The organism is Spirillospora sp. NPDC000708 (genome assembly GCF_040299565.1).
GTDB lineage: Bacteria > Actinomycetota > Actinomycetes > Streptosporangiales > Streptosporangiaceae > Spirillospora.
The window spans coordinates 72,231-86,463 of sequence record NZ_JBEPCJ010000023.1; the positions used below are offsets into that span (position 1 = coordinate 72,231).

Here is a 14,233-nt window from a genome sequence, read left to right on the forward strand (position 1 = left end):
GATCCTGGACGCGTCGCGGCGCCCCGCACCGACCCACCGGGCCGGACCGCCCCGAGCGCCCGGCCCCGGCCCCGGCGGGACCGGGCCGGGCCTGGGCGGGTCGGGTCGGGTCAGCCGAGGATCTTGGCGAGGAACTGGCCGGTGTGGCTGCCCTCGACCTTCGCCACGTCCTCCGGGGTGCCGGTGGCGACGACGGTGCCGCCGCGCGACCCGCCCTCCGGGCCCATGTCGACGATCCAGTCCGCGGTCTTGATCACGTCGAGGTTGTGCTCGATCACGATCACCGTGTTGCCCTTGTCGACCAGGCCGTTCAGCACGCCGAGGAGCTTGCGGATGTCCTCGAAGTGCAGGCCGGTGGTCGGCTCGTCCAGCACGTAGATCGTCCGGCCGGTGGAGCGCTTCTGCAGCTCGGCGGCCAGCTTGACGCGCTGCGCCTCGCCGCCCGACAGCGTCGGCGCCGGCTGCCCCAGCCGGACGTAGCCGAGGCCGACCTCGTTCAGGGTGTTCAGGTGCCGGTGGATCGCCTTGATCGGCTCGAAGAACTCGGTGGCCTGCTCGATCGGCATGTCGAGCACCTCGGAGATCGTCTTGCCCTTGTAGTGGACCTCGAGCGTCTCCCGGTTGTAGCGGGCGCCGTGGCACACCTCGCACGGGACGTAGACGTCCGGCAGGAAGTTCATCTCGATCTTGATGGTGCCGTCGCCGGAGCAGTTCTCGCAGCGGCCGCCCTTGACGTTGAAGGAGAACCGGCCCGGCTGGTAGCCGCGCACCTTCGCCTCGGTCGTCTGCGCGAACAGCTTGCGGATGTGGTCGAACACGCCGGTGTAGGTCGCCGGGTTGGAGCGCGGCGTCCGCCCGATCGGCGACTGGTCGACGTGCACGACCTTGTCGAGCTGGTCGACGCCGTTCACCCGCCGGTGCTTGCCGGGGACGGTCTTCGCGCCGTTCAGCTGCTTGGCCAGCGAGTTGTACAGGATGTCGTTGACCAGCGTCGACTTGCCGGACCCGGACACGCCCGTCACCGCGGTCAGCACGCCCAGCGGGAACGCCACGTCCACGTTCCGCAGGTTGTTCTGCTGCGCGCCCTTCACCGTGACCTCGCGGCCCCGAGTGCGCGGGCGGCGGATCTCCGGCACCTCGATCGACCGGCGGCCCGACAGGTACGCGCCCGTCAGCGAGCGCTCGGACTTCAGCAGGTCGTCCACCGTGCCGGACACCACGATCTCGCCGCCGTGCTCGCCGGCGCGCGGGCCGATGTCGACCACCCAGTCCGCGGCGGCGATGGTGTCCTCGTCGTGCTCGACGACGATCAGCGTGTTGCCCATGTCGCGGAGCCGGATCAGCGTCTCCAGCAGCCGGTGGTTGTCGCGCTGGTGCAGGCCGATCGACGGCTCGTCCAGCACGTACAGCACACCGACGAGGCCGGACCCGATCTGCGTCGCGAGCCGGATGCGCTGCGCCTCGCCGCCCGCCAGCGTCGCGGACGCGCGGTCGAGCGTCAGGTAGTCCAGGCCGACGTCGAGCAGGAACCCGAGCCGGGCGTTGATCTCCTTCAGCACCCGCTCGGCGATGTGCTTCTCGCGCTCGTTCAGCTCCATCGCCAGCAGGAACTTCGCGGCCTCGCCGATCGGCATGGCCGCGACCTCGGCGATCGACATCCCGCCCATGGTGACCGCCAGGACGACCGGCTTCAGCCGGGCGCCCTCGCAGGTCGGGCACGGGATCTCCCGCATGTAGCCCTCGAACCGCTCCCGGCTGGAGTCGCTCTCGGACTCGGCGTGCCGCCGCTGGATGTAGGGGATCACGCCCTCGTAGGCCGTGTAGTACGACCGCGTGCGGCCGTACCGGTTCTTGTACCGGACGTGGACCTGGGTCTCGTGCCCGTTGAGGATCGCCTTGCGGGCCTTGGCGGGCAGCTTGTCCCACGGGGTGTTCAGGTCGAAGCCCATGGCGTCGCCCAGCGCGGACAGCAGGCGCAGGAAGTAGTCGCTGACGTGCCCGCCCGACCACGGCTGGATCGCGCCCTCGCCGAGGGTCAGCTCCCCGTCCGGGATGACCAGCTCGGGGTCGACCTCCATGCGGGTGCCGAGACCGGTGCAGTCCGGGCAGGCGCCGTACGGCGAGTTGAACGAGAACGACCGCGGCTCCAGCTCCTCGAACGACAGGTCGTCGTACGGGCAGTACAGGTGCTCGGAGTACATCCGGGTGCGGTTCTCGTCGTCCTCGGGCAGGTCGACGAAGTCGAGGACGATCGTGCCGCCCGCGAGCCCGAGCGCGGTCTCCACCGAGTCGGCGAGCCGCTGCCGCGCGGAGTCCTTCACCGACAGCCGGTCGACCACGACGGAGATGTCGTGCTTCTCCTGCTTCTTCAGCTTCGGCGGCTCGTCCAGCCGGATCATCGCACCGTCCACCAGGGCGCGGGAGTAGCCCTTGGACTGTAGCTCGCGGAACAGCTCGAGGTACTCCCCCTTGCGGCCGCGGATGACCGGCGCGAGCACCTGGAACCGCGTGCCGGGCTCCAGCTCCAGCACCCGGTCGACGATCTGCTGCGGCGCCTGCCGGCTGATCGGCCGGCCGCACTCGGGGCAGTGCGGGTGCCCGATCCGGGCGTAGAGCAGCCGCAGGTAGTCGTAGACCTCGGTGATCGTCCCGACCGTCGACCGCGGGTTCTTGCTGGTCGACTTCTGGTCGATCGACACCGCCGGGGACAGGCCCTCGATGAAGTCGACGTCGGGCTTGTCCATCTGCCCGAGGAACTGCCGGGCGTACGCCGACAGCGACTCGACGTACCGGCGCTGCCCCTCGGCGAAGATCGTGTCGAACGCCAGGCTGGACTTCCCGGACCCCGACAGACCGGTGAACACGATCATGGCGTCCCGCGGCAGGTCGAGCGAGACGTCCTTCAGGTTGTGCTCGCGTGCTCCACGCACGATGAGTCGGTCATGCACGGCGTACTTCCGGTTCCTCTTCTGGGCGCGGTGATGGGGAGAGACAGATCGCTCTCCAGGCTAGCCAGGGGGTCCGACAGAATCCCCCGAGTCATTAACAGCGGCGGTCGCCGCCGCATTTCGTGCCGCGCCCCACCCGTCTCCGGACGGTCCCGGCGGCACCCTCGCACCGTACACGTGTTCGAACACCACCCGCCACCGCAACCCGCCTACCGGGGCCGGAGGGCGTCCTGGACGAGCGCGACGGTGCGGCGCCGCAGGTCGTCGGACCAGCCGCCGGCGACGGCGCCGTGGCCGGCGGCTGTGACGAGGGCCATGACCTCGTCGAGGCGCGCGTCGGCGCGGACCGTCCCGGCGCGCTGGGCGGCCTCCAGCAGGGCGCCGAAGGCGTTGGCCAGCGCCATGATCTGGTCGCCCGGCTCGATCTCGGTGCCCTCCTCGGCGAGCAGGCCGATGACGGGGCCGATGTTCGCCGAGGTGTCGACGAGGAACGTGAAGTACTCGTAGAAGGCGGTGGCGGGATCGCCGCCGGCGACGAGCGCGTCCGCGCGGTCGACGAGGCGCCCCCGGAGCTCCTTCATGATCGCGGCGAGCAGGTCGCGCTTGGTCGGGAAGTGCCGGAAGACCGTGCCGATGGCGACGCCGGCCCGGGCGGCGACCTCCTCGGTGGAGGCGGCGGCGCCGTGCTCGGTGAACACCTCCTCGGCGGCGGCGAGGATGCGGGCGCGGTTGCGCCGGGCGTCGGCGCGCAGGGGCTTGTCCGGGGTCATCCGTCCGTCCGTTGACAAGATGAGTCGCGACTCATATTTTGCAAGATGAGTTCAAACTCATGTTAGTCCGCTCCGAAGGGATGACGCATGTCCGAGCAGACGCCGCTGTCCGAGGAACCGGGGTCCGAGCAGAGCCCGCGGGAGCTGTTCGCCCGCTTCCAGCGGAACGTCCTCGCGGGCGAGGGCGGGTTCGACGAGGAGATGCTCGCCGAGGACGTCGAGATCGAGATGCCGTTCGCGCCCGCGGGCCACGCCAGGCGGATCGAGGGCCGCGCGGCGGTCACGGCCATGGTCCGGCAGGGGCGCGAGGCGCTGCCCATCGCGTTCGAGGAGTTCCGGGACGTCATGATCCACGAGACCGCCGACCCGGAGGTGATCGTCGCCGAGTACGCGGTGGTGGCGTCGGTGCCGGGGAGCGGCCGGCGGGCGTCGGCCGCCTTCGCCGTGGTGCTCCGGGCGCGGGACGGCCGCATCGTGCACTGGCGCGAGTACCAGGACCGGGCGGCGATCACCGAGGCGCTCGCCGGGTGACCCGCCGCGCGGCCTACTCGTCGTCCAGCGCGAACGACAGGTAGCGGTCGGCGGAGCGGCGGACGGCGTTCTTGCCGTCGGTGTAGACGATCTTCCGCCACCAGGCGCCGTAGACGCGGTCGAACTGGTAGGGCTCCAGCAGCCGCAGGGCCCGGCGGACGGTGCGGGGCCGCTCGGGAATGTGGTTCGGGTAGCTGTACATGAAGCTGACCCAGTCGCGGTCGTTGACGACCGTGAGGATGTCGCCGGAGAACAGGGCGCCCGCGTCCCGCCAGTGCAGGACCTGGCCGCCGTCGAAGTGGACGCCGGCGTTGATCAAAGTGAGGCCGTCGGCCAGCTCGTGGGTGTCGCCCTCCCAGAAGACGACCGCGTCATCGGGGCGGGCGACCCAGCGGCGGTCGGCCTCATGGATGTACACGGGCGCGTCGAACGCGTGCGCCCATTCGATCATCGAGCCGTAGAAGTGCGGGTGGCTGATCGCGATCGCGCTGACGCCGCCCAGGTCGTTGACCTGACGGACCAGGTCGTCGTCGAGGTGGGTGACCATGTCCCACAGGACGTTGCCGGACGGGGCGCGCACCAGCAGGGCGCGCTGGCCGATGGCGGTGGACGGCTCGGTGCCGATGCCGACGACGTCCGGCCCCTCCTCCTCGACCCGGCCGCGGTGCCCGGCGGCGCGCAGTTCCTCCAGGCTCGTCCAGCGCTGGCCGTCCCAGCCGACGTACTGGCGCTCGTCCTCGCAGATCGGGCAGTCGGGGCGGGGAGCGCCGTACTGGACGCCGCAGGTGACGCAGATGGGGTACTCCATGATCCACATTGTGGTCCCGGAGCGGCGCCGGAGCGAGGAGGAACGCACCCAGAGGGCCGCCGCGGGCCTTCTGGTGCGGGCGCGGCGGCTGCGCCAGGATGGTGCCTCCGACAGAGAGCGGGGGGCGCGATGGAGACCTGGCGGCTGGCGATCGACGCGGTGGACGCGGGCGCGGAGCGGGCGGCGGAGCGCATCGCCGGGCTCACCGAGCACGAGCTGCGGGGGCCGTCGGCGCTCCCGGGCTGGACCCGCGGGCACGTCGCGACGCACCTCGCCCGCAACGCCGACTCGCTGTGGAACCTGCTGGAGTGGGCGCGGACGGGCACGAAGATCCCGCAGTACCCGAGCATGGAGGGCCGCGTCGCCGACATCGAGGCGGGCGCGGGCCGCGGCGCGGACGAGCTGGCCGAGGACGTGCGGAAGACGGCGGCGCGGTTCGCCGAGCAGGTGCGCACGCTGCCGGACGACGCGTGGAACGCTCCCGTCGCGGCGATGGCGGGATGGCCGCACCCCGCCTGGTACACGGTGCTGCGCCGCTGGCACGAGGTGGAGGCGCACCACGTCGACCTCGCCGCCGGGTACGGGCCCGCCGACTGGCCCGAGCCGTACGTGCGGTGGGCGCTGACCGCCACGCTCGCCGACCTGGCCGCGCTGCCGGCCGGGCGGTACGGCGGGCTGGCCGGGTACCGGATCACCGCGACCGACTCCGGGGAGTCCGCCGACCTCGGCTGGGCGGCGGGCGGACCGGAGGCCTCCGGGTCCGGTCGGGCGCTGCTGGGCTGGCTGAGCGGCCGCTCGGACGGCGCCGGCGTGACGGTGCGCCCCGACGGCCCGGTCCCCGTCCCGCCGCCGTGGCCGCACCGGCCGTCCGGGTTCTGACCGACCCGGGCTAGCCCGGGTCGTCACCGCCGGCCAGGCGGCGCAGCGCGGCCACCGAGCGGACGGTGATCGCGCCGCGGGCGACGGTGAGGCCGCCGCCCAGCGGGTCGGAGGCGAGGAGCTGCGCGACCTTGCGGCGGCCCATCCCCGCCCAGCGGCCGAGGTCCTGCTGCGTGACGGGCACCTCGATCCGGACGGCGTCGTCCGGCGCGGCGACGCCGTCGGCGCCGTCCTCCTTCAGCGGCGCCCCGAACCGGGCGGCGAGCCGCAGCAGCCGGCCGGCGAGCCGCCGCTCGGCGTCGTCGGGGAAGTGGGCGACGCGCAACTCGTTGGCGTCGCGGAGCCGCTCGGCGAGGACGGCGGCGACCGCCCATGCCGACCCGGGGTGGGCGTCCAGGACACCGCGGAACCGGTCGGCGGGCAGCACCAGCGCCTCGACGCGGGTGAGCGCCTCGACGTTGGCGTGCCGGACGCCGCCGTCCGCCGCCTCCAGCTCGCCGACGAGGTCGCCGGGCCCGAGGACGTCGAGGATCGCGATGTCGCCGTCCCGGTCCGCCCACACCTTGACCGCACCGGTCCGCAGCACGAAGACCTGCGACGCGCGGGTGTGCTCGCGCGTCAGGAACGCCCCGGGCCGGATCACGGCGGGGGCGCCGGTGCGGCGCAGCGCCTCCCGCGCCGCCCCCGGCAGCGCGTCCCAGAACGGTGCGGGTGCCATCTCGCCCTCCTCGCGCGACCCGGCGGGGCTCCCCGCGCCGCGAGGTCCCGCCTCACGGGGCGCCCGAGTCCAGTGAACGCGGCGGTACGCCGATGGACCGCGTAGTTCGTCACATGTCAAGCGACCTGTCCGAGGCGAGCCACTTGTCCAGCGCCCCGATGCGCCGGGCGCAGTCGGCCGCGCCGGCCTCGTCGCCGAGCGCCTTCCGCGACCGCGCCTGCAGTTCGAGCGCGACCCGCCGGCCACCATGATCGTCCATGTCGCGGCGGATCGCGATCTCGGCCTCGAAGTGCTCGCAGGCGGGCGCGTGCTCGCCGAGCAGCTGGCACGCGCGGGCCATGGCGTGCAGCGCGTACGCCTGCTCGCGGGCGTCGCCGACCTCGGTGGCCGCCCGCAGCGCCCGCGCCCCGGTCGCGCGGGCCTCGGCGGCGCGGCCGAGGTCCAGGTGGATGGCGGCGAGGTGGACCAGCGCGGTCGCCTCGCTGTGCCGGTCGCCGACCTCGCCGAGGACGCGCAGCGCCTCCAGCTCCATCTCCAGCGCCTCCTCGGGGCGTCCGCTGCGGCGCAGCACGGCGGCGAAGGTGTCCATGCCGACGCCCATGCCGTACCAGTCGCCGCCGGCCCGCCGGATCCGCAGCGCCTGCCCGGCGGCGCGCTCGGCGTCCTCGGGCAGGCCCAGCCGCAGGTAGGTGCGGGCGAGGCTGCCGAGGGTCCCGGCCATGCCGCTCTGCGCGCCGAGCCCGTGCCACAGGTCGAGCGCCTCCAGGCCGAGGACGAACGCCTCCTGGGGGCGGCCGAGCCGGCGCATGACCACCGACAGGTGCTCCAGGTCGTGCGCCTCGCCGTGCTGGTCGCCGATCTCGCGGCGGATCTCCAGGGCGCGCAGCAGGTGCTCGCGGGCCTCGCGGTAGCGGCCGAGCCGCCAGTGGACGATGCCGATCTGCGCGACGGTCTCCGCCTCGCCGTGCCGGTCGCCGATGTCGCGGTGCAGGCGCAGCGCCTGCCCGCAGTAGGTGAACGCCTCCGGGTACCGGGCGGCGTCGCACGTCAGCATGCCCAGGGTGGTCAGCGCGCGCGCCTCCCCGTGGCGGGCGCCCAGTGCCTGATAGGTCCGCAGCGCCTGCTCGGCGTCCCGCAGCGCCATCTCGCGCAGTCCCAGGGAGGCGTTCATCCGGGCCAGCTCGGTGAGCGCCTGCGCGGCGCCGTGCCCGTCCGCCATGTCCTGGCGGATGTAGAGCGCCTCCAGCGCGTGCGAGACGGCCTCGTGGACGTTCCCGAGGCGGCGGTGCACCTGCGCGATGGTCAGGAGCGTCTCCGCCACCCCGGGCTGGTCGCCGATCCGGCGGCGCACCTTCAGCGCCTCCCCCGCGTGGTCCAGCGCCACCTCGTAGTCGCCGAGCCCGAGACGGGCGCGGGCCAGCGTGTCGTGGTCCTTCGCGAGGCCGCCGCGGTCGTCCATCTCCCGGTGGACGTCCAGCGCCCGGCGCGCGTGCTCGATCGCCGTCAGGTACCGGCCGAGCGACACGTGCACGTCGGCGAGCGCGGCGAGCGCGGCCGCCTCGCCGTAGCGGTCGGGCGGCTCGACGGTCCGGAACGCGCGCCGCGCGTCCTCCCCGTACCCGATCGCCTGGACGGAGCCGCCCGCCTCGAAGTGCGCCACCGCCAGGTTGTGCAGCATGACGGCGGCGGCCGCCCAGTCCTCCTCCGTGCGGGCCGCGTGCAGGCCCGCCTGGTGGACGGCGATGTTGTCCTCGCTGTAGCGGCGGAACTCCTGGAAGTCGAACAGCGCGTCCGCCAGCTCCCAGCAGGTGCGGTGCAGGCCGAGGCGGGCCGCCTGGTGCACGGCGGCGACCAGGTTGCGCCGCTCGGCCTCGAACCACGCCAGCGCCACCGCCCGCCCGGCCCCCGCCGCCGCGCCCGCTCCGGGCGGGGCGGACGGGCGCCCCCGCGCCCCGTCCGGCCACCGGTCCCGGCGGACGGCCGGGCGGCGCCGACCGGCCAGCGCGTCCCCCGCCGCGCGCGCTTCGGCGAGGTACCCGGCGAGCAGCCGGCGCTGCGCGGCGAGCCGGTCGCTGTCGGCGTCCTCGGCCAGGCCCCGGTCCCGGGCGAAGTCGCGCAGCAGGTCGTGCATCCGGTACCGCCCGGGCGCGACGTCGTGCACGAGGTACGCCTGCCGCAGGCCCTCCAGGCATTCGCGCGCCTCGTCCGCCGTCCCGTCCCGCAGCGCCGCGAGCGCGGCCGGGGTGAAGTCGGGGCCCGCGACGAGGCCCAGCACCCGGAACGCCTCCCGGTGGTCGCGGCGCAGGCTGCGGTACGCGACGTCGAACGTCGGGTCGAGCACGCCGCGCAGCCCGGGGCCGGCGGGACCGTGCCCCGGCCCCTCGTGCAGCTCGATGCCGGTCAGCCCGACGCCGCCGGCCTCCGTGCCGACCGGCCGCGCCCCGGCCCGTCCCGGCCCGTCCGGCGGCGGCGCGTCGGGCGGCGGCCCGTCCGGCGCGCCGGGCAGGGGCGTCCCGTAGGACGAGGCGGCCTGCGCGTCGCTCTCGGCCAGCTCCCGGACGGTCCCGGCGATCGACTCGCCGGGGTTCTCCGCCAGCCGGCCGGCCATCACCGACAGCGCCAGCGGGAGGTGCCCGCACTCGCGGGCGAGCCGGGCCACCGCCCTGCGCTCCTCGCGGACGCGCGCGTCGGCCGGGCCGAGCACGTTGGAGATGAGGTCCACGGCCTCCTGGGTGACCATCTCCCGGAGCTCCAGGGCGCGGACGTCGGCGCCCTCCAGCAGCGCGGGCAGCCGCCGCCGGCTCGTCACCACCGCCAGGCCGGACGCCATCGCCCCGACCAGCGGCCTGATCTGCTCCGGCCGCGCCGCGTCGTCGAGGATCAGCAGCATCCGCCGGTCGGCGAGCAGCGACCGGCACTGCGCGGCCAGCTCCGCCTCGGTGCTGCGGACCTGGTCGCCCGGGACGCCGGCGGCGCGCAGCACCTGCCCCATCGCCTCCGCGGGCGTGACGGGGCTGCGGGTGGTGCCGCGCAGGTCCGCGAACACCACCCCGTCGGGGAACCGGTCGACGACCCGGTGCGCCCAGTGCAGCGCGAGCGTCGTCTTCCCGACCCCCGCCATCCCCTGGACGATCACGGCGCGCGGCCACTCCGCCTGCGCGACGAGCAGGTCCAGCTTGCCGAGGCTGACCGCCCGGCCGGCGAAGAACGGGTTGTCGGCGGGCAGGCGCACCGGCGGCTCCCCGCGGGCCGCGCCCAGCCCGGCCGGCGTCCGCGCGGCCAGCCCGGACGGCCCGTCCTGCTCCGGGCGGGCCTGCGGGGCGCCCGCCGGGCCGTCCGGCTCCGTCTCGATCGCCGGCCACTCGTCGCCCCACGGGCTCGCGGCGCGGCGCAGCTTCTCGGGGTCGAGGACGGTCAGCGGCCGCGGCCGGCGGTCGATGATGCCCTTCTGCCGCCACAGCCGGAACCAGCGCACCAGCGTCTCGCGGGAGATCCCGGCCCAGTTCGCCAGCTCCGCCTGGCTGAGCCGCAGCGGGATCTCCGTCCCGCGCGCGGTGCGCACGCCGAACCGGTGCGCCAGCTCCAGCAGGTGGTAGGCGAGGCGCTGCGGGTGCTCGGCGGCCCGCACCGCGTGGCGCCGCCCGCCGTACCCGACGCTCTCCGACACCGCGTGCATCATCGCCTCGGCGACCTGCGGGTTCGCGGCGAGCAGGCCGCGGAACCTGCGGCGGTCCACGCGCAGCGCCTCGACGTGGTCGAGCGCCGCGACGGTGCCGCGCTCGGGGTGCCCCCACGCCCCGAGCGCGCCGACCAGGTCGCCCGAACCGAACAGGTCGATGATCGACTCGTCGCCCTCGCTGGAGTCGACGAACTCCTTGGCGACGGCGTTGCTCGCCGCGCGCGGCGCCGCCTTGAACACCACCCACACGGACGCGGCGGTGACCCCCTGGTGGCAGAGCGTCCCGCCGGGCGGGATGGTGGTGCGCCGCCCCATCGCCCGCAGCGCCTGCCGGTCGTCCGGGCCGAGCCGCTCCCAGAAGCTGCCCGGCCGGACGTCGTGGTCGATCACCCCGGTCACCCGCCCGCCATCGCCGTCGCCAGCCACCAGAACAGGAACAGCACGGCGGTCGCCGCCGACCAGGCGACCGCCAGCCACGACAGCTCGCCGCAGCGGTGCGCCGCCCCCAGCAGCCGGCGCAGCTCGGCGTCGCGGACCCGGGCGTCCAGCGCGGCCGCCGAGCCGAACGGCGTCCACGGCGCGGACGGGTCGACCGGCGCGCCGGTGCGGCCGCGGACCTCGCCGAGCACCGACACCAGGGTGCGCCGGGACCGCACCGTGTACCCGGCCGAGACCGCGAACGCGCCGGCCAGCACCGGCAGCAGGGCGAGCGCGACGGCGCCGGGGAGCCCGGCGGCCAGCCGGCTCACGGTGCCGACCAGCACCAGGGCGAGGAACACGGCGGCGATCGCGGCGTCGCGGCCGCAGAGCCGGACCAGCGCGCACGCGTGGCCGAGCAGCTCCTCCGGACGTTCCCGGTCCGGACCGGGACGGAATGCGGTGATCAACGCGGCACCGTCCTCACGGGTCGATCCTGATCTTCCAATGACCATGGTCGGACGGCAAGGCGGAAACGTCCGTCGCCGAGCGCACGGTTCGGCTGAGTCCCGTGACTCATCCGGCCCGGGCGCGCCCGGCGGCGGCCGATGGGGGAAGATGGTCTGCGCGCACCACGACCCGGGGCGCACCACCGACGGCGCGTACTGCCGATGGGAGAATCTCGCCCATGACCTACACGGGGAACGTCGAGGCGGGCGGCCGCCCCGACGTCCGGGAGCTACCGGGCCTGACGGTCACCAAGGTGGCGGTCGGGCCGTACGACAACAACGCCTACATCCTGCGCTGCACCGCGACCGGCGAGCAGCTGCTCATCGACGCGGCCAACGAGGCGCCGCGGCTGCTGGAGCTGATCGGCGACGGGCCGCTCGCGCGGATCGTCACCACCCACCGCCACGAGGACCACTGGACGGCGCTGAGCGAGGTCGTGCGGGCCACGGGCGCGCCGGTCGTCGCGCACCCGCACGACGCGGAGGCGCTGCCCGAGCCGGTCTCCGAGCCGGTCGAGAACGGCGGCACCGTCCGCGTCGGGCGGGCGGCGCTGGAGGTCATCCACCTGCGCGGCCACACGCCCGGCTCGATCGCGCTGCTGTACGACGCGGGCGGCGAGCTGGCCGACCGCCCGCACCTGTTCACCGGCGACAGCCTGTTCCCGGGCGGCGTCGGCAACACCTGGGGCGACCCGACGCTGTTCAAGCAGCTGTTCGCGGACGTCGAGGAGCGGGTCTTCGACCGGCTCCCGGACGCCACCTGGTTCTACCCGGGCCACGGCAAGGACTCCACGCTCGGCCGGGAGCGCCCGTCGCTGCCCGAGTGGCGCTCGCGCGGCTGGTGACCGCGCCCTCCTGAAGGTCCGCCGGGACGCGCGCGGCGCGCCCCGGTGCGCCGGCCGCCGGAACCAGTGGTGCGGGGTGTTCGTTCTGACGACCACATCCGCACCGATCCGGGGGCCGAGACCAGGAGCGCATCATCGACGACACGGAACCGGGCTCCGCCCTGCGCTACCCGCGGGGCTCGCTGGTACTGCTCGCCGGGCTCCCGGGGGCGGGCAAGAGCACCCTGCTGAACCGGCTGTACGGGCTGACGGGGGAGGAGACCGCGCCGGTGCCCGCCGGCGACGTCCGGATCATCGACTCGCGGCAGTCCCGCAACTGGTGGGCGCGCTTCCTGCGCCCGCTGCCGGTGCGGCTGCGCACCCCGCTCGTCCACGTCACCCACGTGTGGCGGATCGGGCGGGCGGTGCTGGCCGGCCACGGGGTCGTCGCCCACACGCGCGGCACCTGGCCGCACATCCTGTACTGCTTCGCCTGGCTGGCGCGCCGCCGGGGCGGCCGGCTGCACCTGATCCTCATCGACGTCGACCCGGCCACGGCGCGGGCCGGGCAGTTCGCGCGCGGGCGCGCCGTCACCGGCGCCACGTTCGCGCGGCACTGCCGGCGCTGGGTGCCGCTCATCGAGCGGGCCCGCGGCGGCGCCCTCCCGCCCGCGGCCGGGGTGACCGTGCTGGACCGGGAGGCCGCCGACCGGCTCCGGGCGATCCGGTTCGGCTGAGCGCGCCGCTCAGCGGAGCCCGCTGAACCAGCGGACGGCGAGGGCGGTGCCCGCGATGTTCGACCCGAGGTGCCGGGAGCCGCCGTAGACCTCGTCGCCGACGTCGACGACCGGCACGTCGGCGCCCCGGGCGCGGAACGCGGCGGCGCAGTGGTCGGTGTTCGCGGTCACCGCCTGGTCGTCGTTGGTGATCTTGTAGAGCCGGACCGGGACGCGCGGGGTCCACGCCGTGCAGACCTCGCCGTCCACCCGCAGGGCCTCGGCGAACGTCCCGGACGGGTGGCGCAGCACCTCGAAGCCGCGCGGCGTGAGCAGCTCGCCGAGGGTGCCCGGCAGTCCCTTCAGCATGACCTGGCCGGGCGTGGTGCCGTCGAAGTACTTCTCGACGCGGCTCGCGTACGGCTCCTTGAAGACGTCGGACGGCTTCCCGTAGATGCCCCCGTGGATGCGGTTCCACGAGGTGAGCAGGTAGGAGAGGTACGCGACGGACGTCTTCGGATCGACCCGCCCGTCCAAGAGGGCGGGCAGTTCGACACCGCCGAAGTCGTACCCGCCGCTGATCGGGGCGACGGCGCGGAGCCGGAAGTGCGGGTCGGCGCCGTCCTGGAGGGCCCGGGCGAGGCCGAGCGCGGACGAGGCGCCCTGCGAGAACCCGGTGACGAAGACCCGCCCGTCCAGTTCCCGGTGCTCGCGCGAGGTGAACTGCCGGGCGGCGCGGAGCATGTCCAGCGACGCGGACGTCTCGGTCGGCACGTCCTTCCACGGGTGGACGCCCGGTCCCTCACCGAGGCCGAGGTAGTCGGGCGCGGCGGCGGCGAACCCGGCGGCGCCGTAGGTGACGGCCGGCCCGGGTCCCCACACGTCCTGCGCCATCGACGGCGCGTCGCCGATGTAGCTGGTGGTGCCGTGCGTGTAGGAGACCGTGCGCAGCTTCCGCTCGCCGTTGCGCGGGAGCACGAACAGGCCGCTGGCGACGGTCGCGCGGCCGCGCGCGTCGACCGTCCGGTAGATGAGGCGGTAGGAGTCCACGCCGTAGCGGACGGACGAGGCGTCGAAGCCCTCCGTCGCCAGCCAAGCGCGCACCTCGTCCGCGGACCTGGTGCCGAGGTAGCGCGCGGAGATCAGCTGCCCGCGCGCGGCGGCCTGCCCGTGCGTCACGGCCGGGCGGTCCTTCGTCCCCTCCCCGGCCAGGGCGGGCACGGCGCCGGCGGCGATGATCGCGGCACCGGCGGCGCCCGCGGCGGCGATCCTCAAACGGCGGGTCATGGCGGTCCTCTTTCAGCTGGGGGAACGAGCGGCACCAGCCTCCGGCGCGGGCGCCCGGACGGGCATCGCGCCGAGTGGTGATCTTCCATCCGGTACCTCCGGGGGCGGCGGCCTCCCTCCGGCGGGGGTGCCCGGAACTTCCGTCCG

General features: G+C 74.8%; 11 protein-coding genes. 4 read left to right on the plus strand and 7 right to left on the minus strand.

Annotated elements, in window-relative coordinates:
• Nucleotides 1-110 precede the first annotated feature (110 nt).
• Nucleotides 111-2,948, minus strand: coding sequence for an excinuclease ABC subunit UvrA (uvrA, locus tag ABT299_RS18725; protein ID WP_190866264.1), 2,838 nt, complete (start codon nt 2,946-2,948; stop codon nt 111-113).
• 209 nt (nt 2,949-3,157) lie between these two features.
• On the minus strand, nt 3,158-3,718 hold the full coding sequence (locus ABT299_RS18730; RefSeq protein WP_387017760.1) for a TetR/AcrR family transcriptional regulator: 561 nt from the start codon (nt 3,716-3,718) through the stop codon (nt 3,158-3,160).
• Nucleotides 3,719-3,805: 87 nt separating this feature from the next.
• On the opposite strand from ABT299_RS18730, the gene ABT299_RS18735 reads away from it, so the two are divergent.
• Nucleotides 3,806-4,249: a nuclear transport factor 2 family protein gene (locus ABT299_RS18735; RefSeq protein WP_500251529.1), complete on the plus strand. Its 444-nt coding sequence runs from the start codon at nt 3,806-3,808 to the stop codon at nt 4,247-4,249.
• Nucleotides 4,250-4,262: 13 nt separating this feature from the next.
• Here ABT299_RS18735 and ABT299_RS18740 read toward each other — a convergent pair whose 3' ends face one another.
• Complete coding sequence (locus ABT299_RS18740) at nt 4,263-5,057, minus strand: MBL fold metallo-hydrolase (RefSeq protein ID WP_241756365.1); 795 nt, start codon at nt 5,055-5,057, stop codon at nt 4,263-4,265.
• Between the two features lie 129 nt (nt 5,058-5,186).
• Between ABT299_RS18740 and ABT299_RS18745 the strand changes: the two genes are divergently transcribed.
• Nucleotides 5,187-5,936, plus strand: coding sequence for a maleylpyruvate isomerase family mycothiol-dependent enzyme (locus ABT299_RS18745; protein WP_500251530.1), 750 nt, complete (start codon nt 5,187-5,189; stop codon nt 5,934-5,936).
• A gap of 10 nt (nt 5,937-5,946) precedes the next feature.
• On the opposite strand, the gene ABT299_RS18750 is transcribed toward ABT299_RS18745, so the two are convergent.
• The 3 genes from ABT299_RS18750 to ABT299_RS18760 form a co-directional block, all read right to left on the minus strand.
• Nucleotides 5,947-6,654, minus strand: coding sequence for a Crp/Fnr family transcriptional regulator (locus tag ABT299_RS18750; RefSeq protein WP_500251531.1), 708 nt, complete (start codon nt 6,652-6,654; stop codon nt 5,947-5,949).
• Between the two features lie 109 nt (nt 6,655-6,763).
• Nucleotides 6,764-10,732, minus strand: coding sequence for a tetratricopeptide repeat protein (locus ABT299_RS18755; protein ID WP_500251532.1), 3,969 nt, complete (start codon nt 10,730-10,732; stop codon nt 6,764-6,766).
• On the minus strand, nt 10,729-11,220 hold the full coding sequence (locus tag ABT299_RS18760) for a hypothetical protein (RefSeq protein WP_190866252.1): 492 nt from the start codon (nt 11,218-11,220) through the stop codon (nt 10,729-10,731). The genes ABT299_RS18755 and ABT299_RS18760 overlap by 4 nt, the downstream gene beginning before the upstream one ends.
• 218 nt (nt 11,221-11,438) lie before the next feature.
• Here ABT299_RS18760 and ABT299_RS18765 point away from each other — a divergent pair, with 218 nt between their 5' ends.
• Nucleotides 11,439-12,104, plus strand: a complete 666-nt coding sequence (locus ABT299_RS18765) for an MBL fold metallo-hydrolase (protein ID WP_190866249.1) — start codon at nt 11,439-11,441, stop codon at nt 12,102-12,104.
• A 269-nt stretch (nt 12,105-12,373) separates the two neighbouring features.
• Nucleotides 12,374-12,820 (plus strand): ATP-binding protein, encoded by a 447-nt coding sequence (locus ABT299_RS18770; protein WP_347257050.1) that lies wholly within the window; start codon nt 12,374-12,376, stop codon nt 12,818-12,820.
• A gap of 9 nt (nt 12,821-12,829) precedes the next feature.
• Here the strand turns inward: ABT299_RS18770 and ABT299_RS18775 are convergent, their stop codons facing one another.
• Nucleotides 12,830-14,086 carry a hypothetical protein gene (locus tag ABT299_RS18775; RefSeq protein ID WP_500251533.1) on the minus strand — a complete coding sequence of 419 codons (1,257 nt, stop codon included), beginning with the start codon at nt 14,084-14,086 and terminating at the stop codon, nt 12,830-12,832.
• Nucleotides 14,087-14,233 lie beyond the last annotated feature (147 nt).